Origin of the sequence: Tardiphaga sp. 709 (assembly GCF_032401055.1) — a bacterium.
Classification (GTDB): Bacteria; Pseudomonadota; Alphaproteobacteria; order Rhizobiales; family Xanthobacteraceae; genus Tardiphaga.
This window is the reverse complement of the sequence record NZ_CP135529.1, coordinates 4,381,123-4,403,902: the sequence shown is the minus strand read 5'-3', so window position 1 is coordinate 4,403,902 and position 22,780 is coordinate 4,381,123. Positions and strand designations below refer to the sequence as shown.

19 protein-coding genes are annotated in these 22,780 nt (G+C 61.8%); 9 read left to right on the top strand and 10 right to left on the bottom strand.

Going from position 1 to position 22,780, the window contains the following annotated elements:
- Window positions 1-11: 11 nt before the first annotated feature.
- A complete protein-coding gene (locus tag RSO67_RS21395) occupies window positions 12-338 on the bottom strand; it encodes a hypothetical protein (RefSeq protein ID WP_315840479.1) in 327 nt (108 codons plus the stop codon).
- Between the two features lie 207 nt (window positions 339-545).
- Here RSO67_RS21395 and RSO67_RS21390 point away from each other — a divergent pair, with 207 nt between their 5' ends.
- From RSO67_RS21390 to RSO67_RS21375, 4 genes are all read left to right on the top strand, one after another.
- Window positions 546-2,282, top strand: coding sequence for a phosphodiesterase (locus RSO67_RS21390; protein WP_315840478.1), 1,737 nt, complete (start codon window positions 546-548; stop codon window positions 2,280-2,282).
- 237 nt (window positions 2,283-2,519) lie between these two features.
- Window positions 2,520-2,885: a DUF1304 domain-containing protein gene (locus RSO67_RS21385; RefSeq protein WP_315840477.1), complete on the top strand. Its 366-nt coding sequence runs from the start codon at window positions 2,520-2,522 to the stop codon at window positions 2,883-2,885.
- A 327-nt stretch (window positions 2,886-3,212) separates the two neighbouring features.
- Window positions 3,213-5,207, top strand: a complete 1,995-nt coding sequence (locus tag RSO67_RS21380; RefSeq protein WP_315840476.1) for a methyl-accepting chemotaxis protein — start codon at window positions 3,213-3,215, stop codon at window positions 5,205-5,207.
- 388 nt (window positions 5,208-5,595) lie between these two features.
- A complete protein-coding gene (locus RSO67_RS21375; RefSeq protein ID WP_315840475.1) occupies window positions 5,596-6,849 on the top strand; it encodes an ABC transporter substrate-binding protein in 1,254 nt (417 codons plus the stop codon).
- Window positions 6,850-7,054: 205 nt separating this feature from the next.
- On the opposite strand, the gene RSO67_RS21370 is transcribed toward RSO67_RS21375, so the two are convergent.
- The 3 genes from RSO67_RS21370 to RSO67_RS21360 form a co-directional block, all read right to left on the bottom strand.
- Window positions 7,055-7,417 carry a hypothetical protein gene (locus RSO67_RS21370; protein ID WP_315840474.1) on the bottom strand — a complete coding sequence of 121 codons (363 nt, stop codon included), beginning with the start codon at window positions 7,415-7,417 and terminating at the stop codon, window positions 7,055-7,057.
- A gap of 164 nt (window positions 7,418-7,581) precedes the next feature.
- Window positions 7,582-7,932 (bottom strand): endonuclease domain-containing protein, encoded by a 351-nt coding sequence (locus RSO67_RS21365; protein ID WP_315840473.1) that lies wholly within the window; start codon window positions 7,930-7,932, stop codon window positions 7,582-7,584.
- A 188-nt stretch (window positions 7,933-8,120) separates the two neighbouring features.
- Entirely contained in the window at window positions 8,121-8,924 is an 804-nt protein-coding gene (locus RSO67_RS21360) for a GIY-YIG nuclease family protein (RefSeq protein WP_315840472.1), read from the bottom strand.
- A 1,153-nt stretch (window positions 8,925-10,077) separates the two neighbouring features.
- On the opposite strand from RSO67_RS21360, the gene RSO67_RS21355 reads away from it, so the two are divergent.
- Window positions 10,078-12,351, top strand: coding sequence for a transglycosylase domain-containing protein (locus RSO67_RS21355; RefSeq protein ID WP_315840471.1), 2,274 nt, complete (start codon window positions 10,078-10,080; stop codon window positions 12,349-12,351).
- Window positions 12,352-12,404: 53 nt separating this feature from the next.
- On the opposite strand, the gene RSO67_RS21350 is transcribed toward RSO67_RS21355, so the two are convergent.
- The 4 genes from RSO67_RS21350 to RSO67_RS21335 form a co-directional block, all read right to left on the bottom strand.
- Window positions 12,405-13,241 (bottom strand): SprT family zinc-dependent metalloprotease, encoded by an 837-nt coding sequence (locus RSO67_RS21350; protein WP_315840470.1) that lies wholly within the window; start codon window positions 13,239-13,241, stop codon window positions 12,405-12,407.
- Window positions 13,242-13,533: 292 nt separating this feature from the next.
- Window positions 13,534-14,859, bottom strand: a complete 1,326-nt coding sequence (locus RSO67_RS21345; protein WP_315840469.1) for a polyhydroxyalkanoate depolymerase — start codon at window positions 14,857-14,859, stop codon at window positions 13,534-13,536.
- Window positions 14,860-14,995: 136 nt separating this feature from the next.
- Window positions 14,996-15,811, bottom strand: coding sequence for an ABC transporter permease (locus RSO67_RS21340; protein ID WP_315840468.1), 816 nt, complete (start codon window positions 15,809-15,811; stop codon window positions 14,996-14,998).
- Entirely contained in the window at window positions 15,808-16,602 is a 795-nt protein-coding gene (locus tag RSO67_RS21335) for an ABC transporter ATP-binding protein (protein WP_315840467.1), read from the bottom strand. The genes RSO67_RS21340 and RSO67_RS21335 overlap by 4 nt, the downstream gene beginning before the upstream one ends.
- A 109-nt stretch (window positions 16,603-16,711) precedes the next feature.
- Between RSO67_RS21335 and RSO67_RS21330 the strand changes: the two genes are divergently transcribed.
- The 3 genes from RSO67_RS21330 to RSO67_RS21320 all read left to right on the top strand — a co-directional run bounded on the left by RSO67_RS21330 (window position 16,712) and on the right by RSO67_RS21320 (window position 19,468).
- Window positions 16,712-18,028 (top strand): ActS/PrrB/RegB family redox-sensitive histidine kinase, encoded by a 1,317-nt coding sequence (locus tag RSO67_RS21330; protein WP_089262725.1) that lies wholly within the window; start codon window positions 16,712-16,714, stop codon window positions 18,026-18,028.
- Window positions 18,029-18,248: 220 nt separating this feature from the next.
- Complete coding sequence (locus tag RSO67_RS21325) at window positions 18,249-19,196, top strand: LON peptidase substrate-binding domain-containing protein (RefSeq protein WP_315840466.1); 948 nt, start codon at window positions 18,249-18,251, stop codon at window positions 19,194-19,196.
- Window positions 19,193-19,468: a hypothetical protein gene (locus RSO67_RS21320; protein ID WP_315840465.1), complete on the top strand. Its 276-nt coding sequence runs from the start codon at window positions 19,193-19,195 to the stop codon at window positions 19,466-19,468. Before RSO67_RS21325 ends, RSO67_RS21320 begins: the two co-directional genes overlap by 4 nt.
- Window positions 19,469-19,557: 89 nt before the next feature.
- Here the strand turns inward: RSO67_RS21320 and RSO67_RS21315 are convergent, their stop codons facing one another.
- Both RSO67_RS21315 and RSO67_RS21310 read right to left on the bottom strand, forming a co-directional pair.
- Complete coding sequence (locus RSO67_RS21315) at window positions 19,558-20,796, bottom strand: MFS transporter (RefSeq protein WP_315840464.1); 1,239 nt, start codon at window positions 20,794-20,796, stop codon at window positions 19,558-19,560.
- A 114-nt stretch (window positions 20,797-20,910) separates the two neighbouring features.
- Window positions 20,911-21,594 carry a DUF938 domain-containing protein gene (locus RSO67_RS21310; RefSeq protein ID WP_315840463.1) on the bottom strand — a complete coding sequence of 228 codons (684 nt, stop codon included), beginning with the start codon at window positions 21,592-21,594 and terminating at the stop codon, window positions 20,911-20,913.
- Window positions 21,595-21,739: 145 nt separating this feature from the next.
- Between RSO67_RS21310 and RSO67_RS21305 the strand changes: the two genes are divergently transcribed.
- Window positions 21,740-22,780, top strand: a complete 1,041-nt coding sequence (locus tag RSO67_RS21305; RefSeq protein ID WP_315840462.1) for an MBL fold metallo-hydrolase — start codon at window positions 21,740-21,742, stop codon at window positions 22,778-22,780.

Genomic DNA, 22,780 nt, shown 5'->3' with positions numbered 1-22,780 from the left:
AGAGTGTAGCGTCAGATCACTCGCTGCGTCCGACCGCTCGCCGATCCCGCAACATACATATTTGCCACCGCCCGATAGGCCGCCTCGACATCGGCGACAGCTGCACGACGCAGCTCCCGCGTTTGCGGTGCCTGTTCGGCCGTGGCGATTAGATGCGCAATGAAGGATGCGTCGGGCCGTGCCACGCGCGACGACACCGGGGTAGTATGCTGCACCGGCTCAAGCCGCGTCAGCGCGACGCTCTCGATGCCAACCGTCTCTTTCTCGACCACGAAATCGCCAGCGCGCCGCATCGGATGCGGCGTCGTGGCGTAAGCGCGGGTCGCGGAAATCGACATTGTTAACAGTGCTCGCGTCTCAATACGGGACGAGGGTTGCCCCTCCACCCTCTGCGTCGCAAGGGTCGTGCCGCGGCTCTCCACAACTCAGATCGGGGCCTCATCAGCCTTGCGAAGGCCTGCCCGGCTACACTTTCCTAAGTCTTTAGGAACTTTGACTAACGATTGTAGCGATCTGAGCCGTATTGTCGGGGGGCGAATCACCCGATGACGTCCCAAAACGAGGCGACTTTGACATCCGCTGTTTCCCAGAGCGCCGCGGGCACTTCCGAGCCGCAGGCAGCAGAGATTCTGGCCGCACTCGGCCAGGCCGCCTTCATCTGGGACATCGCCAGCGACCGGATCACCTGGACCGACCAGGCCGCCGCCATCTTCACCGACATTTCCCCCGCGACCATCGCCAGCGGCGCCGAGCTGGCGACTCTCATTGAGCCGCAGCGCGGCATTCGCACCGAGGCACTGGCCAAGACACTCGCTTCCGGCGGCGGCACCTACCGGATCGAATACGGACTACGCGCCTCGACCGCTGCCGCCGTGCTGTGGATCGAGGAGAGCGGCAATTGCCGCGCCGATGCCGCGGGCAAGGCCGTACGCGTCGAGGGCGTCGTCCGCATCAACAGCGAGCGCCATGCCCGCGACGAACAACTGCTGAAACTGGCGCAGCACGATCCCGTCACCGGCGAACTCAATCGCGCGCATCTTCTGGCGTCACTCGCCGAAGCCATCGAGGAAGCCACCCGCTTCCGCTCGTCCTTTGCCTTCATGCTAATCGGCATCGACCATCTGGCGCGGATCAACGACGCCTTCGGCTTCGATATCGCGGATGAAGTGATCATCGAGATCGCCAGGCGGATTCGTGCGCGGCTACGCGGCGGCGACGTGCTGGGCCGCTTCTCCGGCAACAAGTTCGGCCTGATCCTGAAGAACTGCACTGTTGACGATGCCACCATCGCCGCCGAGCGTTTTCTGGTCGGCATCCGCGACGACGTCATCCCGACGCAGTCCGGCCCGGTCTCGGTGACCGCCACCATCGGCGCCGTCAGCGTTCCCCGCTATGCGCAGAACGTCAACGAAGCCGTCAACCGCGCGCAGGAAACCCTGAACGGCGCCAAGCGCCGCCGCCACGGCAGCTTTGCTTTGTGGCGGCCGAATGTGGAGCGCGATGCCCAGCGCCGCGTTAATATCCGCGTCACCGACGAGATCGTGACTGCGCTGAACGAGCGCCGCATCGTCACGGCCTTCGAACCCGTGATGCATGCCGACAGCCGTACCCCCGCTTTCTATGAAGCGCTGGTGCGCATGAAGCAGGATGACGGTCAATTGCTGCTGGCGCCGGATATCGTGCCGGTGGCCGAGAAGCTCGGCCTGATCCGGCTGGTCGATCATCGCGTCCTCGAACTCGTCGTCGCCGAGCTCGCCGCCGCGCCGGATGTGCAGCTCTCGCTGAACATCTCGCCGGACACGACAATGGATCCGGACTGGTGGACCTCCATCGAGTCGATGATGCGTGCGCATCCCGGTGTCGCGCAGCGGCTGATCGTCGAGATCACCGAGACCGTGGCCATCCAGGACCTCGACGACGTCCGCGGCTTCGTCACGCGGCTGAAGAATTTCGGCAGCCGCATCGCCATCGACGATTTCGGCGCCGGCTACACCTCGTTCCGCAATTTGCGCAAGCTCGGCGTGGACATCGTCAAGATCGACGGCGCCTTCGTGCAGAACATCGCGCATTCCGCCGACGACCGCGCTTTCGTGCAGACCCTGATCGATCTGTGCCACCGGCTCGGCATCAAGACCGTCGCCGAATGGGTGCAGGACGAGGAGTCCGGCCTGCTGCTGCGCGATTGGGGCTGCGACTACATCCAGGGTCGCCTCACCGGCCTGGCGTCATCCACACGTCCGTGGCTGGACCCGGCATCGCTGCCGAAGCCGGCGGTGGGATGACGCACGCGGCGGCGCGCAAAGCGCATGCGCGCCCGGCCCCACACTGTCATTCCGGGTCGCTTTCTCAGCGAAGCTGAGAATGCGAACCTCAGCCACTCCAATGGGAGTGGCGGGGAATCTCGGTATAGTATGAACACATCGGGATTCCCCGCCATTCCAATCGGAATGGCTGAGGTTCGCGACCGCCAAGAGGCGTTCGCGCCCCGGAATGACAGTTGGGTACTAACGGGGGCTCTCATGACATTCATCGGCAATCTTCTCACCGCACTGGTCGCTGCGCTGCACATCTATTTTCTCGTGCTGGAAATGTTTCTCTGGCAGAAGCCGCAGGGCCTGAAGACCTTCAGGAACACGCCGGAGAAGGCCGAGATCACCGCGGTGCTCGCCGCCAATCAGGGCCTCTATAACGGCTTCCTCGCCGCCGGTCTGATTTGGGGCCTGCTGCATTCCGCACCAGCCTTCGCATTCCAGATCAAGGCGTTCTTCCTGCTCTGCGTCATCGTCGCCGGTGCATATGGCGCAGCAACGGTGAGCAAGCGTATCCTTTATGTACAGGCCGCGCCGGCGGCGCTGGCGCTGGTCGTGTTGTGGCTGGCGAAGTAAGCTCACAAAATCATTGTCGTTCCGGTGAATGCCGGAACGACAATGAGAGCTTCGCCTCACGATTCTTTTGCTGACTTAGCCAGCTAAATTCGGCGGCATCTTTTCATAAAAACATCGCCATCGCTGCCGCGTCATCGCGCCGACATCTCGTGCGCGCGTTGCGTTGCGCATGCTGCATTTCATTGTGACATGCGAATGTCAGAGTCGGCGCGACTCTCCGTAACCATCCTGCGCGCGTTTTGTAAAAGCGATGCAGAGCTGAGCTATCTAGATCGTCGTTAGGTGCACCGCGCGACGCGGTCACGGCATCAACGAGGATCAGTTCTCTTGTTCAAATTCTCTCTGCGCGCTCCAGCGATCCCAGGCTATTTTCCGCGCATCAGATTTGGCCTGCGTATCCAGATCGCATTGATCGGCATCATGGCTGTCGTGCTCACCGGCACGATCTGCCTCATCGGCCTCGCCTATGAGGCAGACGCGCAGCGCCAGTCGGATGAAGCCGTCAAGCTGCGCCAGCATGTCGTGGGTCTGTCGGCGAACTATCTGGAAGCCGGACAGGTCGCCAATGAATTTCTGCGCAAGCATGATGAGAAGCTGATCGCTGTCCATGGCGAGATCATCACCACAGCACTGGCGAATCTGTCGGCGATAGACACCATCGTCGACAAGCGCCCCGAGGGCGATGCGCTGAAACAGGGCTCGGCCCTACGCGCGGGTCTCAATGTCTATCAGACCCGCTTCAACAACATCGCCTCGATCCAGAAATCGCTGGGGCTCAACGAGACGCTGGGCCTGCAGGGCCGGCTGCGCGCTGCGGTTCACGACGTCGAAACGCGGCTGGCGCAGTTCGACCAGATCCGCCTGGCCAATCTGATGCTGATGATGCGGCGGCATGAGAAGGACTTCATGCTGCGCGGCGAGGAAAAATATGGCGACCAGTTCGACAAAAGGCGCGACGAATTTGCCGACGCGCTGAAGGCGACGGAACTGCCCGACGCAGTGCGCGATGAGCTTGCCGCGCTGATCAAGGCCTATGGCGAAAGTTTCCTCGCCTATTCGGTGACGCAGACCACGTTGAATGACGAAGTCGCCGACTTCGCGATGGTGTTTCAGCGCAACCGGCCGGCGCTGGATGGCCTCGTAGCCGCGGCCCAGGCCGAATACAACGCCGCCGAAGTGCGTGCCGCACAAACGCGCCAGATCCTGACCTGGACCATCGCGCTGGCGACGATCCTGATCGGCCTCGCCGCCGTCTATTTCGGCCAGCGCATCGCGCGCGCGATCGCGGATATGACGCAGGCGATGCAGACGCTGGCCTCGGGCGATTTTGCTGTGGTGCTGCCCGGCCTCGGCCGCGCCGACGAGATCGGCGACATGGCGCAGGCGGTCGAGACCTTCAAGCTGCGCGCGCAGCAGAAGGCGGCGGATGAGCTCGACGCCAAGCTGCGCGAGGAGCACCGCGCCGCTGAAGCGCGCAAGGCCGACATGAACCGGCTCGCCGGCGACTTCGAAAGCGCCGTCGGCCGCATCGTCGAGACGGTGTCGTCGGCCTCGGCCGAGCTGGAGACCGCGGCGGGCACGCTGACCTCGACCGCAGCGCGCTCGCAGCAACTGACCGAGGTGGTCGCGGCAGCGTCCGATGAAGCCTCCGCCAATGTGCAGTCGGTGGCCTCCGCCACTGAGCAGATGTCGTCATCGGTCAACGAGATCGGCCGTCAGGTACAGGCCTCCGCTGCGATTGCCGGCGAGGCTGTCGCACAGGCCGAGACGACCAACCGCCAGATCGGCGACTTGCTGAGCGCGGCCGACAAGATCGGCGAGGTGGTCCAGCTCATCAGCGCCATTGCGCGGCAGACCAACCTGCTGGCGCTCAACGCCACCATCGAGGCGGCGCGCGCCGGCAGTGCCGGCCGCGGCTTCTCAGTGGTCGCCGCCGAGGTCAAGGCACTGGCCGAACAGACCGCGAGCGCCACCGGCGAGATCGGCCAGCAGGTGTCAGGCATTCAGCATGCGACGAAGAACTCGGTGGCGGCCATCAAGGGCATCGGCAGCACCATCGGGAGGATGTCCGAGATCGCCTCGACCATTGCCGCAGCGGTGGAGCAACAGGGCGCCGCCACGGCGGAGATCGCCCGCAATGTGCAGCGCGCCGCGCAGGGCACCTCCGATGTCAGCGCCAATATCGCGGACGTCAAACGCGGCGCCAGCGACACGGGTCTGGCCTCGTCCCATGTGTTCTCGGCCGCCCGCTCGCTGTCCGGCGACAGCGCCCGGCTGAAAGCGGATGTGGCGAGCTTCCTGGCGTCGGTGCGGAGTGCGTGAGGGGCGGCGTTGTCTACACAGCATTGGCAAATGGAGTTAGCCGCCGGGAGCGCCGCGCTGCTCCTTCTCCCCGCCTGCGGGGAGAAGGGTGGGATGAGGGGCATGGCACGCAGCCGCGGCAAACCCTCGCCCTCGGATCGCACTGATCGTCCGAACCACGCCTACCGAATTTGCATCAACATCGGCGCTCCGCCCCTCACCCGCCGCGAAGACGCGGCGACCTCTCCCCGCCTAGCGAAGCTTCGCTTCGCCGGGAGCGGGGAGAGGTGAGGGAAAGTGCCCATCTCCTCGCCTTGCCAACGCGAAATCCTTGCCTCACACTCCCCGATAACGACGGCGCCCGCACGGGAACGACTGTCGAGTGACATATCATCAGGGAGGCAACGACATGAGAACTTCGCTTCTTCATCGCTTCGCCACGACGGCTAAATTTGTCGGGATGGCGGCCATTGCGCTGACAGCCACATCACTGCTGGCCACATCGGCACTCGCGCAGAAGAAATACGATCCCGGCGCCACCGATACCGAGATCAAGATCGGCCAGACCGTGCCGTTCTCGGGCCCCGCCTCGGCCTATTCGTCGATCGCCAAGACGCAGCTCGCTTATTTCAAAATGGTCAACGACCAGGGCGGCGTCAACGGCCGCAAGATCAACCTGATCCAGTATGACGACGCCTATTCGCCGCCCAAGGCCGTGGAACAGGTGCGCAAGCTCGTCGAGTCCGACGAGGTGCTGCTGACCTTCCAGATCATCGGCACGCCGTCCAATGCGGGCGTCCAGAAATATCTGAACCAGAAGCAGGTGCCGCAGCTGTTCGCCGCCACCGGCGCCACGCGCTTTACCGATCCGAAGAACTTCCCCTGGACCATGGGCTACAATCCCAACTACCAGACCGAAGGCCGGATCTACGCCAAATACATCCTGAAGAACCATCCGACCGCCAAGATCGCCATCCTCTGGCAGAACGACGATCTCGGCCGCGACTATCTCACCGGCATGAAGGCCGGGCTCGGCGACAAGGCCGCGTCGATGATCGTCTCGGAAGCGTCCTATGAACTCGCCGACCCGACCATCGACTCGCAGATCGTCAAGCTGAAGTCCTCCGGCGCCGACCTCCTGTTCAACGCCTCGACGCCGAAATTCGCCGCGCAGGCGATCAAGAAGGTGGCTGATCTCGGCTGGAAGCCGATCCACATCGTCGACATCAATGCGACATCGGTGGGCGCGGTGCTGGTGCCTGCGGGGCTCGACAATTCCAAGGGTCTCATCTCGACCAATTACGGCAAGGACCCGCTGGACCCGCAGTGGAAGGACGACGAGGGCATGAAGCGCTACATGGCCTTCATGGACAAATATTATCCCGACGGCGACAAGAACTCGAACTTCAACACCTATGGCTACGGCAATGCCCAGCTCATGGTGGAAGTGCTGAAGCGCTGCGGCGACGATCTCACCCGCGCCAATGTGATGAAGCAGGCCAGCAGCATTTCGGGCTTCAAGACCGATCTCGGCCTGCCCGGCATGAGCCTCTCCACCTCGCCCACCGACTACCGCGTCAACAAGCAGCTGCAGATGCAGCGCTTCAACGGCGAGCGCTGGGAACTGTTCGGCCCGATCATCGAGGATGACTCGGCGGGCTAGGCTGCAAACGACAAAGCCACGCGCGGGTATCCCTGCGCGTGGCTTTGAACTTAATTGCCAGCAACCAAAACTCCGTCATGCCCGGGCAAAGCGCGAAGCGCGGCTTCGCCAGATGTCCCGGGCATCCACGTCTTGCTTGAAGTGACAACGAAGGAAGGCGTGGATGGCCGGAACAAGCCCGGCCATGACGAGAGCCTGGTCGTGATTAAGCCGTCTTCGCAAACATCGTCAGCACGCCATCGGCGATATTGATCGCCACCACCTGCGCCGAACTCATGCCCTTTTCCTTGAGCGCATTGGCGGCCGCCGGCGAGGCGTCGATCGAGGCGCGCAGCGCCTTCAGATCCTCCTCGCTGGATTTCGACACCACCTCCTCGACCTGCTTCTTCACCGCATCCGGCAATTGCTTCACATCCACCACCTGGATGCTGGAGATCTTGGCGCTGGTCCGCTCGCCGGATTTGGCCGGTGCATTTTCAGCTGGGGTCGCAGCTCCCTGTGCGAGCACGAAACCCGGCGTGCCGAGCGAGAGAATGGCCGCGATGGCCGTCGCTGTGATGATGCGCATGGTTGGTCCTTTCCGGTTGGGAAGGAGCGCAGCATTAGCGGTGAAGTGTGCGGAAGGTCTGGAGTGGGTGTGGTGGTTTGGTGTGATCAATGCGGCGATGATGTGGGGCGTATGCAGCGATTGCTTTCCCTCCCCCGCCCTTGCGTGGGGAGGGTGGCCGGCCGTCAGGCCGGTCGGGTGGGGGTGCCCAATGCGGTCACCACCGTCTCCATCACACCATCTAGATTCCGATCCACCTCGAAATTCCAGAACCGCAATACGCGAAATCCCTCGCCGCGCAGAAACGTATCCCGCGCTTCATCCTTGCGCGTAGCTTCATCAAAATTATGCTGCCCGCCATCGACCTCGATCACCAGCAGATCGCGAAACGAGACGAAGTCCACGATGATGTGCCGGATCGGCGCCTGCCGGCGAAAGTGAAAGCCGAGCGGCTTGAGTTCACGTAGCTTCACCCACAGCTTCGCCTCCTGCGGCGTCAGGCTCTTGCGAAGCGACCGCGCGAATGCGTTTGCCACGCTGTCCTCACTTGCTGCACCACCCCACCCGTCACGTTGCTCGCAAGTGCTCGCACCGCGCCACCCTCCCCACTGCGCGGCTTCGCCGCTTGAGGGAGGGAGAAGAAGCAGCCCGCCTTCTATAGACGCTTCTGACAATGTGATTGGTGTCACCAAATATAAGTCATTCCAGATTGGATGTATCTAAATTACGTTGCCTCGCCATCGTCAAACAGATTCACGGTCGAATAAAATTTCGAGATCATACGTTCTTGCCAATTCGCATAGGTCTCGTTCGTCGAAACGTTAATCCAATCGGTTCTGCCGTTCCTACTTGTTCCCATAACAGCTTGCGCTGCTGCGCTGGGGGAAGTGAAGGCAACATCCTCAGCGAAATGTAGAACACCAGTTTTTTCGTCCTTTACTAATTTTCCCGTTTTTAGCAATTGATCCCTATACGCACGAACATTCGAAGCGAGCGACGGCGCTTCTTGGGCGCGCGCTTGAGATCCCGACAGAATAATCATTTGCCCATCGATTTCGACTGCCTCTGCCTGAAGGCCGCCTGCATTCATTCGAAACTCTGGCCGCGATTCGTTTGAGAGATTCTGAAACACCATCTCCAGAAGGATTGGAGCCCTTCTCCTTTTCTCCGACAGCCACTGAAGGAACTGAAATTCCACTCGCTTCGAGACGTCGGGCGTTGGGCGAAGAAATTCTGCTCCAAGTACGGGTAGCAAAACTTGGAGGCGAGCTACAAAATCGTCCATATCGGCGAGGTCAGATTCTGGCAGACGGTCAAACTCGGGTTCGCTCTTGTTCGCGAGTGTGGCGCGCCCTTCATGTTTTACGATTCGAATGATTTCGCTTTCAAGATAACGCGCGTGAGCCTTGGTCAAATTGAGATCTTTGCTAGTGATGACGCATGCATGTTCCCAGAAATCCTTATCGTCATCCTTGTTATGGCTAGAGATACGAATTCCGACGTTATCTCCCTCGCCGACGTACACCATGATCTGTATCTTTCGGATCAGGCCCTATTAGGAGATATGCACCTGTTCTCTTTGCTTCAGGGCGAGCTAGAAGGGTCGCGATACTGGACCGTGGTGCGAATAATACATGACCGGTCCAACTCATGATTTCCGCAGTCCGAATCCCGTCGGGGACGCCGTCAACCAAGAAGAGCTTTATCGTTCGTCCGGCTAGATTTCCCATTGTGTGCTCAATTTCCTCATCACCAAGCTTGCTCCATAGCCGAGCACATACACGCTGGGGTTGACAATTAGTTTATTCTGACTATATTCCTTTCCGTCCTACTCACGAGGGGCGCTTCTCGAGGGCGCTTTCGAAGTGGAGTTTGGATGCGGCGCCTGCGGACGTGCCTCGCAAGCACGGACTCGGGAGGTCGGGGGTCACCGTCCGGGCCCACTACGGGGCTCTGCCGGAAACGGCTGGACGCGGTGCGGGTGAAGGCAGGCGAAAGCCTGTCCGGAACAGAGGACTTATTAGTCCTGCCCAGTACCCGGAAGCGCGGTCCCTCGAACAGAAAAACCGCGATGGCGCGCCGAAAGGCGATGCGCGGATCGCAAGGGCCTTCGCAAGGCCGGAGCGAAACGCGAGAACGACCAAGTTGCGCCTTTCGGCGCGTCATCCCCCTCATTCACGAGGGGGAAAACCGGTCCACCCGCTTTGCGCTGAGGCGCGATACGGACGGCGCGTGGGCGGTGAGATTTTTCCAGGGAATGGCGTGGCTGTTTGACAAGTGAAGCGGTGAGCGAGAGTGCGAAGCACAGCGCGTGTGTTGCGTAGTGCGGCCACACAATACTCAGCTGTCATCCCCGCCTAGTGCGCCGAAGGCGCACGCGGGGCGGGGATCCATAGACACGTGCAGAGATAGTCAGGGCGAGAACGTCGCAGCCTTCATCGCGCACCACAAACTCGGAGGTTATGGGTCCCCGCCCCGCGCGCGCCTTTGGCACGCTAGGCGGGGATGACAGCAGAGTTTGCGGAAGCCACCGTGTGCAGCATTCCGCACGGCAACAGTGCGCATCACGGCATCAGTGCCCCCAACCATGGAACCTTGTTTCCCTTACGTTAACTTCTGCGTAACCGCCCCTTAAACCGCGGAGGCTAGGCTCGCGGTATCGGGTGGCGTGGTGTTTGCGTATGGCGTGGGGCAAGAAAAAGAGCGGGCGCAAGGAGCCGACCTTCGGGCTCGGCGCGGCGCTGTCCGATCTGCGCCTCACGGCGGATGATCGCGTGCCCGGCGGCGGCGATGATCGGCCGAAGAAAACGCCCAAGCAGGCGCCGAAGCGTGAGTCCAATAATGGCGGCGGCGACAAGCCGCGCAAATCCCGAACATCCAGCAAGGCGCGCAGCTCGGGCGGTTTCGGCAAGGGCATCAAGCGGCTGTTCTACTGGGGCGCGGTGCTGGGCCTGTGGGCGGCGATCGCTATTGTCGGCGTCGTGATCTATGTCGGCGCGCATCTGCCGCCGATCCAGTCGCTGGAAATTCCCAAGCGCCCGCCGACGATCCAGATCGTCGGCATGGACGGCACGGTGCTGGCAACGCGCGGCGAACAGGCCGGCGCCAATGTGTCGCTGAAGGATCTGCCGCCCTATCTGCCGAAGGCCTTCATCGCCATTGAAGACCGGCGGTTCTATTCGCATTACGGCATCGATCCGATCGGCATCGCGCGCGCAGCGGCGACCAACCTGATGCATCGCGGCGTGTCGCAGGGCGGCTCGACGCTAACGCAGCAGCTCGCCAAGAACCTGTTCCTGACGCAGGAGCGCACCATGGCGCGCAAGCTGCAGGAAGTGGAGCTGGCGTTCTGGCTGGAGCGCAAGCACAGCAAGGCCGAGATCCTGGAACTCTATCTCAACCGCGTCTATTTCGGCTCCGGCGCTTACGGCGTCGAAGCCGCGGCGCAGAAATATTTCGGCAAGCCGGCGAAGAACGTCACCGTCGCGGAAGCGGCGATGCTGGCGGGGCTCGTAAAGTCGCCGTCGCGGCTGGCGCCGAACCGCAATCCGGAAGGCGCCGAGGCGCGCGCCAAGGTGGTGCTGGCGGCGATGCAGGACGCCGAATTCATCACCGCAGCGCAGGCCAAGGGCGCGGCCGGCGTGCCGCAATACAACGTCAAGCCGGTCGGCGCCGGCACGGTGAATTATGTCGCCGACTGGATCGGCGAAGTGCTGGACGATCTGGTCGGCCAGGTCGACGAGAGCATCATTGTCGAGACCACCATCGATCCCAAGCTGCAGAGCGTGGCCGAAGCCGCCATCATCGACGAGCTGGCCGCCAAGAGCGTGAAGTTCAACGTGACGCAGGGCGCGCTGGTGGCGATGACGCCGGACGGTTCGGTCCGCGCCATGGTCGGCGGGCGGAACTACTCGGAGAGCCAGTTCAACCGCGCGGTGACCGCGAAGCGCCAGCCGGGATCGAGCTTCAAGCCGTTCGTCTATCTCACCGCCATCGAGGCGGGGCTGACGCCGGAGACGATCCGCCAGGACGCGCCGATCGACATCAAGGGCTGGAAGCCCGAGAACTACACCCACGAATATTTCGGCTCGGTGACGCTGACCCAGGCGCTGTCGATGTCGCTGAACACGGTGGCCGTGCGGCTCGGCCTCGAGGTCGGCCCGCAGAATGTCGTGCGCACCGCGCATCGGATGGGCATCGCCTCGAAGCTGGAAGCCAATGCCTCGATCGCGCTCGGCACCTCCGAAGTGTCGATGACCGAACTGGTCGGCGCCTATGCGCCCTTTGCCAATGGCGGCCTCGCTGTGTCGCCCCATGTGGTGAACCGCATCCGCACGGTGGAAGGCAAGAAGACGCTGTATACGCGGCCGGCGGAGACGGCGAGCCAGGTGATCGACGCCCGCGCCGTGGCTGCCATGAACACGATGATGCAGCAGACCATTCTGTCCGGTAGCGCCAAGAAGGCCGAACTGCCCGGCTGGTACGCGGCCGGCAAGACCGGCACCAGCCAGGATTTCCGCGACGCCTGGTTCATCGGCTACACCTCGCAGCTCGTCACCGGCGTCTGGCTCGGCAATGACGACAACTCGCCGACCAAGAAGGCCACCGGCGGCGGATTGCCCGTGGAGATCTGGTCGCGCTTCATGAAGACGGCGCATCAGGGCCTGCAGCCGCAGCCCGTGCCGGGCCTCGCGCCGTTGAATTCGTTCAGCACCAATCCGATCGGCCAGGCCCTGTCGAGCCTACTGCCCGGATCGAGCGCACCGTCGCCATCAGCGCCACCGGAACGCGGCTATGTGCCAAGCGCCCCCGTCTATAATGGCTATCGCCCGCAGCCGCCGGCGCCGACGCAAACCAACTACCCCGCCGCGCGCCAACAGCCGCAGCAAAACGTTCGGCCGGAAGCGTCGAGCGGGCTCGATGGCTGGCTGACGGAGCGGTTGTTCGGGAGATAGCGAGCGAGCGTCCCGGACACGCGATGCACAGCACCGCGGCTGGGACCAAGAGCTCAGTCCTGCACACCGAAGCGATGCAGGTCGTTGCCATGAGTATCGAGCCAGGCCTTGGCGCGTTCGGTCGCCGGGCAGATCCGCCCGACCACGCGCCAGAACTTCACCGAGTGGTTCATCTCGACGAGATGCCCGACTTCATGGGCGGCGAGATAGTCCAGCACGAAGGGCGGCGCGAGGATCAGACGCCAGGAGAACGACAGCGACCCCTCGGTGGTGCACGACCCCCAGCGGCTCGACTGATCGCGGATCGAGATCCGCTTCACCTTGACGTTCAGCTGCGCGGCATAGCGGTTCGATGCCTTGACGAGATCGGCCTTGGCTTCGCGCTTGAGGAAATCGTGGATACGTCGGTCGATATGCTCGACATCGCCGGCGACGCAGATGATCTTCTCGCCGCTGTCGCGGGTCTCGGTCCACACCGTCCCCCGCCCCGCACGGTGCACGATTCGATGCGGAGTTCCCCGCAGCGGAACCGTTGTGCCGTGCTCGAATGGTGCTGCCTTCGGCAAACGGCCAAGACGCGCGGCGATCCAGGCGCCATGACGCTGTGCAAAGTCCTTTGCATCGGCCAATGACCCACGCGGCGGCATGGTCAGGATGGCTTCGCGCTCGCTCGGATGAATGCGCAGCGTATAACGCGTCGCACGGCGGTGCCTGCGCAGGCGTATGGCGAAGATCTGGGAGCCGTGTTTGACGGCAAGCGTGTCTGGTTCGGTGGGGCGGCGGTAGAGAAGTGCGCGGAAGGCCATGTCAGTAGTCCCGGTCGTCAGTAGATCGACCGGATTCTGCCATAACCGCCGCCACGGGAATTGCTCGGCGCAAAAACAAATCATTTGCCCAATATACGGGGTCAAAAGGCGATTTGTCCCCTACCGGATGGGGTCCGGAACAGGAATCTCAGATTCAAAAGAACGCCGATTTTCGGAATCTAGGAGTGAATCGCGCACCGCTGCTAGAAATAGGCGGAAAATCCGGTTTCCATGCCTATTTTCAAGGGCTTAGAAAGCCCGCCGCAACAGCTCACAGGCGACGATCTCGCGTTTCAACGATGTTGTTTTCGATTCATCGATGTTGATCGCGCGCATGCGATGACGATGCATCGTCATCGCATGCGCGCGTGTTGAATCACTCAGCAGCAGCGGCGCGATGTCGTGCGCTTGCTGCGCTCAGCATGAAGTCAGACACGCGCGGCACGATTTCAGATTTGAATCGCGATCCATTGAACACGCCGTAGTGTCCAACGCCCTTCTGAACGTAATGTACACGACGCTCATCGGGGATCGAACTGCACAACATATGCGTCGCTTCGGTCTGACCGAGACCCGAGATGTCGTCGTTCTCGCCTTCGACGGTCATCAGCGCAACGTTGACGACCTTCGAGGGATCAACAGGCTTGCCGCGATGGGTCATCTCTCCCTTCGGCAACGCGTGTTTGACGAACACCGTGTCGACCGTTTGCAGGTAATACTCTGCTGTCAGATCCATCACCGCCAGATATTCGTCGTAGAACTCGCGATGCTTGTCGACGAGATCGCCATCGCCCTTCACAAGATTCTCGAACAGCTTCTTGTGTGCTTCCACGTGGCGGTCGCGATTCATGCTGATGAAGCCGCTGAGCTGCAAAAAGCCTGGATAGACGTCGCGCATGATGCCTGGATGCGGAAACGGCACCTTGGTGATCACGTTGTTGCGGAACCAATCCATGCCCTTTTCGGCAGCGAGATTGTTCACAGCAGTCGGATTGCGGCGCGTATCGATCGGGCCGCCCATCAACGTCATCGAGACGGGCACATAGGGATCGTTCTCGGCCTCCATCACCGACACGGCGGCGAGCACCGGCACCGCGGGCTGACAGACCGCGAGCACATGGACGTTACCACCGAGCACGTGGAACATCTCGATCACATAGTCGATGTAGTCTTCGAGATCGAAGCGGCCCGCGGCCAGCGGCACCTGACGCGCATCCGACCAGTCGGTGATGTAGACCTCATGGGTCGGCAGGAAGGCTTCGACGGTACCGCGCAGCAATGTCGCGTAGTGACCGGACATCGGCGCCACGATCAACACACGTGGCTGCGGTGCGCGCAGCGGACGCGGATGCTTGCGATCGAAATACAACAAACGGCAGAACGGCTTTTCCCAGACCGAGCGGATCTCGATCGGCGTGCGTACGCCGTTCACTTCAGTATCGTGGAGACCCCATTCCGGCTTGCCGTAGCGACGTGTGGTGCGTTCGAACAATTCGCAGCCCGCGGTCACCGACTTACCGAACTCGGTTCGCGAGAACGGGTTCAGCGGATTCTGAAACAGCATCCTGGTAGCGTCTGTCATCGCGCGCGCCGGATTGAGCGACGCGTAGGCCATCTCATACATCCAGTACATCGGGGTGGTCAGAGCCGGGCTCGTCTCGGACGGCAGGGCTGGCGGCCTGCCAAATTCACCTATCGGCATCTGTCCTCACTCGTTTAGCATCCGCTTTTGCGCTGCAGTATATACTGGTGTCTGCGTAAGAAAGCGTCAATGCGCCGCACGCATGGCTTTCAGGCCATTGGCGGTAAAAACGGCGGTTATCCCTTGATAAATGGTCTTATTCGCCGCCGGAGATCAGCGTTCCGGCGCGCCTGGCGCTGTTCAAAAGCCCAAGAAATATCGCGAATGAAACAATAAACAGCACGACGTTGATCGCCAGCGCAGTCAACATCAGGTCGGCGCGGAAGGTGTGATCGAACAGCAGCGCCCGCATGCCCTCGAACACATAGGTCGGCGGCAAGGCCCAGGCGATATATTGCAGCCAGGCCGGCAACACCGAGACTGGATAGTAGACGCAGGCCAGCGGCATCAGCCCGAACATCAGCGTCCAGACGATGCTCTCGGCGCCGAGGCCGTTGCGCAGCACCAGACCCGACACGAAGATACCGAGCGACCAGCTGGTGAAGATCAGGTTGCAGAAGAACGCGATCAGCGGCAGGCCGAGCGCGAACAGGTTGAATTTGAAGAACATTGCGAGAATCACCATCGGGATGATGCCGATGGCGAGGCGGATCAGGCTCATGATCATCAGCGAGATCAGAAACTCGATCGGCTTCAGCGGACTCATCATCAGGTTACCGAGATTGCGCGCCCACATTTCCTCAAGGAAGGAGATGGAGAAGCCAAGCTGGCCGCGAAACAGGATGTCCCACAGGATCACTGCGCCGATCAGCGTGCCGCCGGCCTGGGCGAAGAACCCGGCATTCTGCGAGATGTAATTCTGCAGGAAGCCCCAGGTGATGATCTGCAGCGCCGGCCAATAGACCAGTTCCAACATGCGCGGCCACGACGACACCAACAGATACCAGTAGCGCAGCACCATCGCATTGATGCGATACATGGCGATGCCGTGTGACCGCTCTACGAGGCTCATGGCGCCTGCTCCCGGTCGCGACCGCGCGCGACGTCGAGGAACACGTCTTCCAGCGTCGTACGGTTATAGCGCAGCAGAATCTGCTCCGGGGTGTCGTCGTCCTCGATGTGGCCCTTCTTCATGATGATGACGCGGTCGCATAGCCGCTCGACTTCCAGCATGTTGTGCGACGCCAGAAGGATCGTGGCGTTGTGGTTGCTACGATAGGTCTCGATATGTCGCCTGATCCAGTCGGCCGTATCCGGGTCGAGCGAGGCCGTCGGCTCATCGAGCAGCAACAATTCCGGCTCGTTGATCAGCGCCTTGGCAAGCGCAACACGGGTTTTCTGGCCTGCGGAGAGCTTGCCGCTGGCGCGGTCGAGAAAATCGGTGAGGTCGAGATCTTCAGCCAGTTGCGCGATGCGGCCCTTGAGGTCCGGCACGGCATAGAGTTTTCCGAACACGGTGAGGTTTTGCCGGACCGTGAGCCGCATCGGCATATCGACGTAAGGGCTTTCAAAATTCATCCGACCGAGTACTTCGGCTGATTGCGCCGGCATCGCGCAGCCGAGCACCGAGACCCTTCCCGAGGTCGGCAGCGTCAGCCCCATGATCATGGCGATGGTGGTGGTCTTGCCAGCGCCATTGCCGCCCAGGAGGCCGGTGATACTGCCGCGCGCGATCTTGAACGAGATGTCGTTCACGGCGCAGTTGGTCTTGTAGAATTTGACGAGATGAGCGACGTCGATCGCCGCCGCAGCATTGCGATCAACCGTCGCCGCATGACCTGACTTGGTGCCTTCAATCGTCATTGCTGCCGTTCCATGCGGCATTGTGGCGGCGAAGGCAAGCTTGGGCGCTTCAAGTGGCCGCAGCCCGCATGGGTTTGTGGTCATCGCCTGAGACGTCTAATGTCCTGATATGACCGATATTTCCGCCTCCGACTTTCGCCAGCCGCGCCGTTATGTTCGTCTCGACACGATCCTGCGTTTGCGCTGGCTCGCTGCGCTCGGCCAGTTGGCGGCGATCTTCGTCGTAGTCCAGGGCCTTGAATACGACGTCGCGATCATTCCCTGCGTGACGATCATCGGCCTGTCGGCGACCCTCAATCTCGTGCTGCAGACGCTGTTCAATCCGGTCCACCGGCTGGAACCGCTCTTCGCGGCAGCCCTGCTCGCGCTCAATATCATCGAACTCGCGGGCCTGCTCTACTGCACCGGCGGATTGCAAAACCCGTTCTCGTTCCTGTTTCTGGCACCGGTGCTGATCTCCGCGACAGCATTGCCGACACGGTTCACCATCGCGCTCGGCGTTCTCGCGGCAGCCTCTGCCACCGTGCTGGCCTTCTTTCATCTGCCGTTACCGTGGGACTCCGCAGAACCGCTGGTGCTGCCGCAGATCTATCTGCTCGGCGTCTGGTTCTCGATCCTGACCGCCATCGGCGTAACCAGCCTCTATGCGTTTCAGGTCACCGAGGAAGCCCGCAAGCTTTCAGACGCACTCGCCGCCACCGAACTGGTGCTGACGCGCGAGCAGCATTTGACCCAGATCGACGGTCTCGCCGCCGCAGCCGCGCATGAATTGGGAACGCCGCTCTCGACCATCTTCCTGATCTCCCGGGAGCTTGAGAAGAACATTCACAACAACCCGGAACTCGCCGACGACCTGAAGACCGTCCGCGAACAAGCGCAGCGCTGCCGCGAGATTCTGTCCAAGATCACGCAGCTGAATTCGAGCGGCGCGCCATTCGACCGCATGCCGCTCTCGCAGCTGATCGAGGAGGCCGTGGCGCCGCATCGCGACTTTGGCATTGCCATCAAGATACGTATCGCCGTCGCCAACGCCCCCGAACCGGCCGGCATGCGCAATCCGGCGATCCTCTACGGCGTCGGCAACATTCTGGAGAATGCGGTCGATTTCGCGCGGGAGCAGGTCGAGGTGAACGCCTGGTGGAATGCGGAAAGTATCGTGATCTCGATCTCGGACGATGGCCCGGGCATTCCGCCGGACCTGCTGAAGCGAATCGGCGAGCCCTATCTGTCGCGCCGGCGCCCCGCCGAGGAGGGCGAACATCGCGGCCTCGGCCTCGGCGTATTCATTGCGCGCACGCTGCTGGAGCGCACCGGCGCCAGAGTCACTTTCAGCAATCGTGTCTTTCCGGATCACGGCGCGGTGGTGCAAATCTCATGGCCGCGCGACGCCTTCGAGACTGCGGACCAATTGGCCGATGTGGACTGATACAAGTCTCACTACCGCGTGAAGGCAGCCGACAGCTGCACTCATTGACAGCTCGACGCGTTTGAGCCAATTTTATCTTGGTTGATACGACCTGCCGGTTGCGCCCTGAACGGGACGGTGAACGTATCACTTCCTTTGCCGACACCCTTTGTCCGAGCGACCGGGTCAGCAACGCAACCACCTGATGCCTCCTGGTTCGCTCATGCAAAGGACGAAACAGATGCGCGATTTTCGCGATGCAAGGGCTATGGCACAGACCCTGCGCGAAAACCTCACCACCAAAGCCATCACGATCAGTCACAGCGAAAGCCTGGAGTTGATATCGAGAATATTGGGTGTCGCTGACTGGAATACCTTGTCGGCGATGCTGCAGGCCGGTCGAACTTCGCGGGAAACGCCGACTATCAAGCTTCAAAGCGGAATATCAAGCTACCCGGCCATTCCGCTGAGAGATCTCGTTCCATTCCCGACAGCGACCTACCCGCTTTTTGTCGGACGGGAGAAAACAATACTCGCTCTGAAATATGCCTTCGCGCGACAGCGGGAGGTCGTGCTTGCTATTCAAAAGAACGAAACTGTTGACGAACCTGGCTTCGAGGACATCTACGACATCGGCGTTCTCGCCCAGTTGCTTGAAATTCAAAGGCTCGATGACGGCACGCTCAGGGTTCTGGCACAGGGACGTCAACGCGTCGTGATTCGGCGTTTCGTAGGCGAGACCGGCTCGTATAGAGTCGACGTTGCAGGCGTGAGTGAGGGTCCTATTCCCGATGAACCCGAACTGATCCAGCAGGCAGTCAAACGGTTCGAGAGCTACGTTTCGGCTCATGACATGCGCGTGCCACCGATTTGGCCGCCGCTGGAGAGAACCCTCGACCCCGGGCGGGTTGCCGACGTCATCGCCTCGCATATCGTCCTGCCGATCAGCGAAAAGCAGAAGCTGTTAGCAACCCTCGATCCAGTGAAGAGGCTGAAAGGTGCCAACGCCCTTATCGACCTCTCGACGCTGCCGCTTTCGCCCGCGCTTCACGCGACACGGCGACGCGCTATCGACTATGCCGACCAGAGAGGCCATCAATATGCAACGTTGGAGCACCTGTTGCGCTGGTCGACGACGCCGATGCCGCGGCAGTGCTGCGGGATTGCAATGCCGATTTCGTCACGTTGAAAGCCGACCTGATCCGCTACCTCGATAAGGAACTGAAAAATCTCATGATCGAGACCGGCAAGAATGGCCAGCCGACGGCTGCATTTGAGCGTGTGTCCCAGCGTGCTGCGGTTCACGCGCAGGAGCTTGGATGGTCTGAGGTGAAAGGGTCAAACACCTTGCTGGCCATCTTTCCCGAGACAAGAAGTCCGGCTGCCCGCCTGCTGAGCGGACAAGGCATCACCCAGGGACTGGTGGCTGCCTCGATCACTGGAAACACAGGATCGGCCTGAGACGTCCGGACGTCTCTGGAGTATCGTTCGCAAATGCCGGCTTGGGACGATGTTGATCGCCCGGCCGGCAACTGTGTGATGCGCCTTGGCTAGACCGCCGGATCGGGAAACGCCGCAGCCTGCTGCACCGCGCGGCGCTTGATGAAACCGGCCATGACCAGCGCCACGAGCCCGAGAACGACCGGCGGGAAAACCACAGCATTGACTGTCGACCAGCCGTAATTCGCCAGCAACTGGCCGGACGAGAATGAGCCCACCGCCATCAGACCGAACACCAGGAAGTCGTTGACCGCCTGCACCTTGTTGCGCTCCTGCGGCCGATGGGTTTCCAGCACCAGCGCGGAAGCGCCGATGAAACCGAAATTCCAGCCGAGGCCGAGCACGACCAGACAGATCCAGAAATGCATCGCGCTGATACCTGCGATGCCGATCACCGCGGCGATCGCCTCCAGCGCCAGCCCTGCGGCGACGACCTTCGATGCACCGAAGCGCGCGATCAGAGATCCCGTGAAGAAGCTCGGCCCGTACATCGCCACGATGTGCCACTGCAGGCCGAAATTGGAATCGCTCAGCGTGAGCCCGCAAAGCTTCATCGCCAGCGGCGCCGAGGTCATCACGAGGTTCATCATCGAATAGGACACCACGCCGCAAATTGCGGCTGCGATGAAGCGCGGTTGCCGCACGATCTCCAGCAGCGGCCTACCGCCATGCATGTCCGCGGGCGCAGGCTTCGGTGCATCCACCGTGGAGAGCAGCGCCATCGCGATCAGGGCAACCACCGCCTGCGCTGCGAAGCTCGCGGCAAACTGATAGGGCGACCAGATATCCATGGTCCATTGCACGAGCTGCGGACCGAGCACGCCGGCGAACACGCCACCTGCCATCACCCAGGAGACGGCCTTCGGGCGATAGGACGGGCTGGCGCCATCGGCCGCGGCGAAGCGATAGGACTGCGCGACAGCGCCGTAGAAGCCGCCGAAGAATGTCGCGCAGCAGAACAGTGCGAATGATGCTTTCAGGATCGCGATGGCGCCGAGCAGCCCGCAGATCGCACCGGCGCCACTGCCGATGATGAAGGCGACGCGGCGACCATAGGCGCGGGAGATCATGCCGACCGGTAGTGTTCCGCAGGCAAGGCCGACGACATAGACCGAGATCGGCACCGTCGCGAGCGACACGCTCGGCGCCAGCGTGGCGCCGACGATGGCGCCGGTGGCAAAGATGACAGCCGAATTGGCGCCGCCCAGCGCCTGCGCCGCCGCCAGCCTGATCACGTTGGAGCGTGCGCGCGCGTCATCGTGTATCTCTGGGGTAGCCGCGTCGATCATGGGGAAATCCGCCCGGATGTGGCCCGGTTCGTCCCGGGGCCTTCGTTCCGCGCAACTATGACGACGGCCCTGCGGCAGATCAACACACGCCAGCGCGCACGCACCATGCGCTGATCAGTCGGGCGACCGATCGAAGACCAGAATCAGATTGTTGGCCGGCATCTCGATGATCTCTGCCAGCCCGAGGCCGACGCCCTGCGCAACGCGCTCGAGCTCCTCGACATCGCGCACGCCCCATTCAGGATTACCGTCGCGCAGGCTGGTGTCGAACACGGCATTGCTCACCGCCGTATGTTTGCCGCCGCGCTTGAACGGGCCGTAGATAAAGAGACGCCCGTCCGGCCGCAGATATTTTGCAGCGCCCGCGATCAAACCTTCCGCGACGGGCCATGGCGCGATGTGGACGACATTCGCGCAGAACACCGCGAGGAGAGCGCCCGGGCCGTTGCCGTTCTCCATCTCCGGGCACCATGCCGGATCGGTCAGATCAATCCGCAGCGGCGGCCTGACATTGGTCAATTGCGCCGCATGGGTGCGCCAGGCGGCGATGCTTTTCAGATGGGCGTCGTTGAGATCGCTCGGCCACCAGGTGATGTCGGGCGTTTGTCCAGCGAAGTGAATGACGTGCTGGCCGGTGCCGCTGCCGACTTCCACGACATCGCCGCAAGCCTGCTGCAGGAAAGTCGCAAGAACCCGCCAGATCGCCTCGTGGTTGCGATGGAAAGCTGCGGCATCGAGCCGGCCATCATCTTCCACACGTCGGCCGTCCCGACCGAATTCGACCACATATTCCGCCATCAGGCCCTCACTGCTGCGGGCAGTATCCCGAAGTTGCGTTCACGAACAAGAGAAGAAAGAGGTCGTCCAAACGCCGCCAAATGGGTTAATATTCTGACGAATACCAGATCTGAAGAAGGATCGACCACGCAGAATCGGTGCGCCCATGATCTTCCGTCAGTTGTTCGACAGTGTGTCCGGCACATATAGCTACCTGCTTGCCAGCCGCCACGGCGGCGAGGCGCTGATCCTCGATCCTGTTCTGGAAAAGGTCGATCGCTATTGCCAGTTGCTGCGCGAGCTCGACCTGAAGCTTGTGAAGGCGGTCGATACGCATCTCCATGCGGACCACGTCACCGGCCTCGCCGAACTGCGCGATCGCACCCATTGCGTCACCATCATGGGCGATCAGAGCAAGGCGGACGTCGTCGCCATGCGTGTCAGCGACGGCGACAAGGTGACGATCGAGGGCATCGAGCTCGACGTGATGTATACGCCCGGCCACACCGATGACTCCTACAGCTATCTAATGGGCGACCGCGTCTTCACCGGCGACACGCTGCTGATCCGCGGCACCGGCCGCACGGATTTCCAGAACGGCAGCGCGCGGGCGCAGTATGATTCACTGTTCAACCGCCTGCTCAAGCTGCCCGACGAGACGATGGTATTCCCTGCGCACGACTACAAGGGCGACACCGTCAGCACCATCGGCGAAGAGAAGCGCTACAATCCGCGGCTGCAGGTGAAGTCCGTGGAGGACTACATCGAGCTAATGGGCAAGCTCAACCTGCCGAACCCGAAACTGATGGATGTGGTGATCCCGGCCAATATGAAGGTCGGACTGAAGCCGGACGCGCTGAAGAAGCAAGGCCTGGCGCTGTCTCCGCGGGAGGCCATTGCCCATCTCGGCGATCCCGCCATCCTGCTGGTTGACCTGCGCGAGAGCGGCGAACGCGCCAAGCACGGCGTGCTCGCCGGTGCGCTGCATGCGCCCTACCCGTCGATATCGGACAGCCTCAAGCCCGGCGGCATGCTGCGCGAGGTCGCCACTGCCACCAAGCGCCGCATCGTGTTCTTCTGTGCCTTTGGGGAACGCTCGGCCATGGCGGTCACTGCCGCGAAGGATGCGGGGATCGACAATGCCGCGCATCTGGACGGCGGCATCGATGCGTGGAAGAAAGCTGGCGGCCCGGTGCTGGCTGCATGA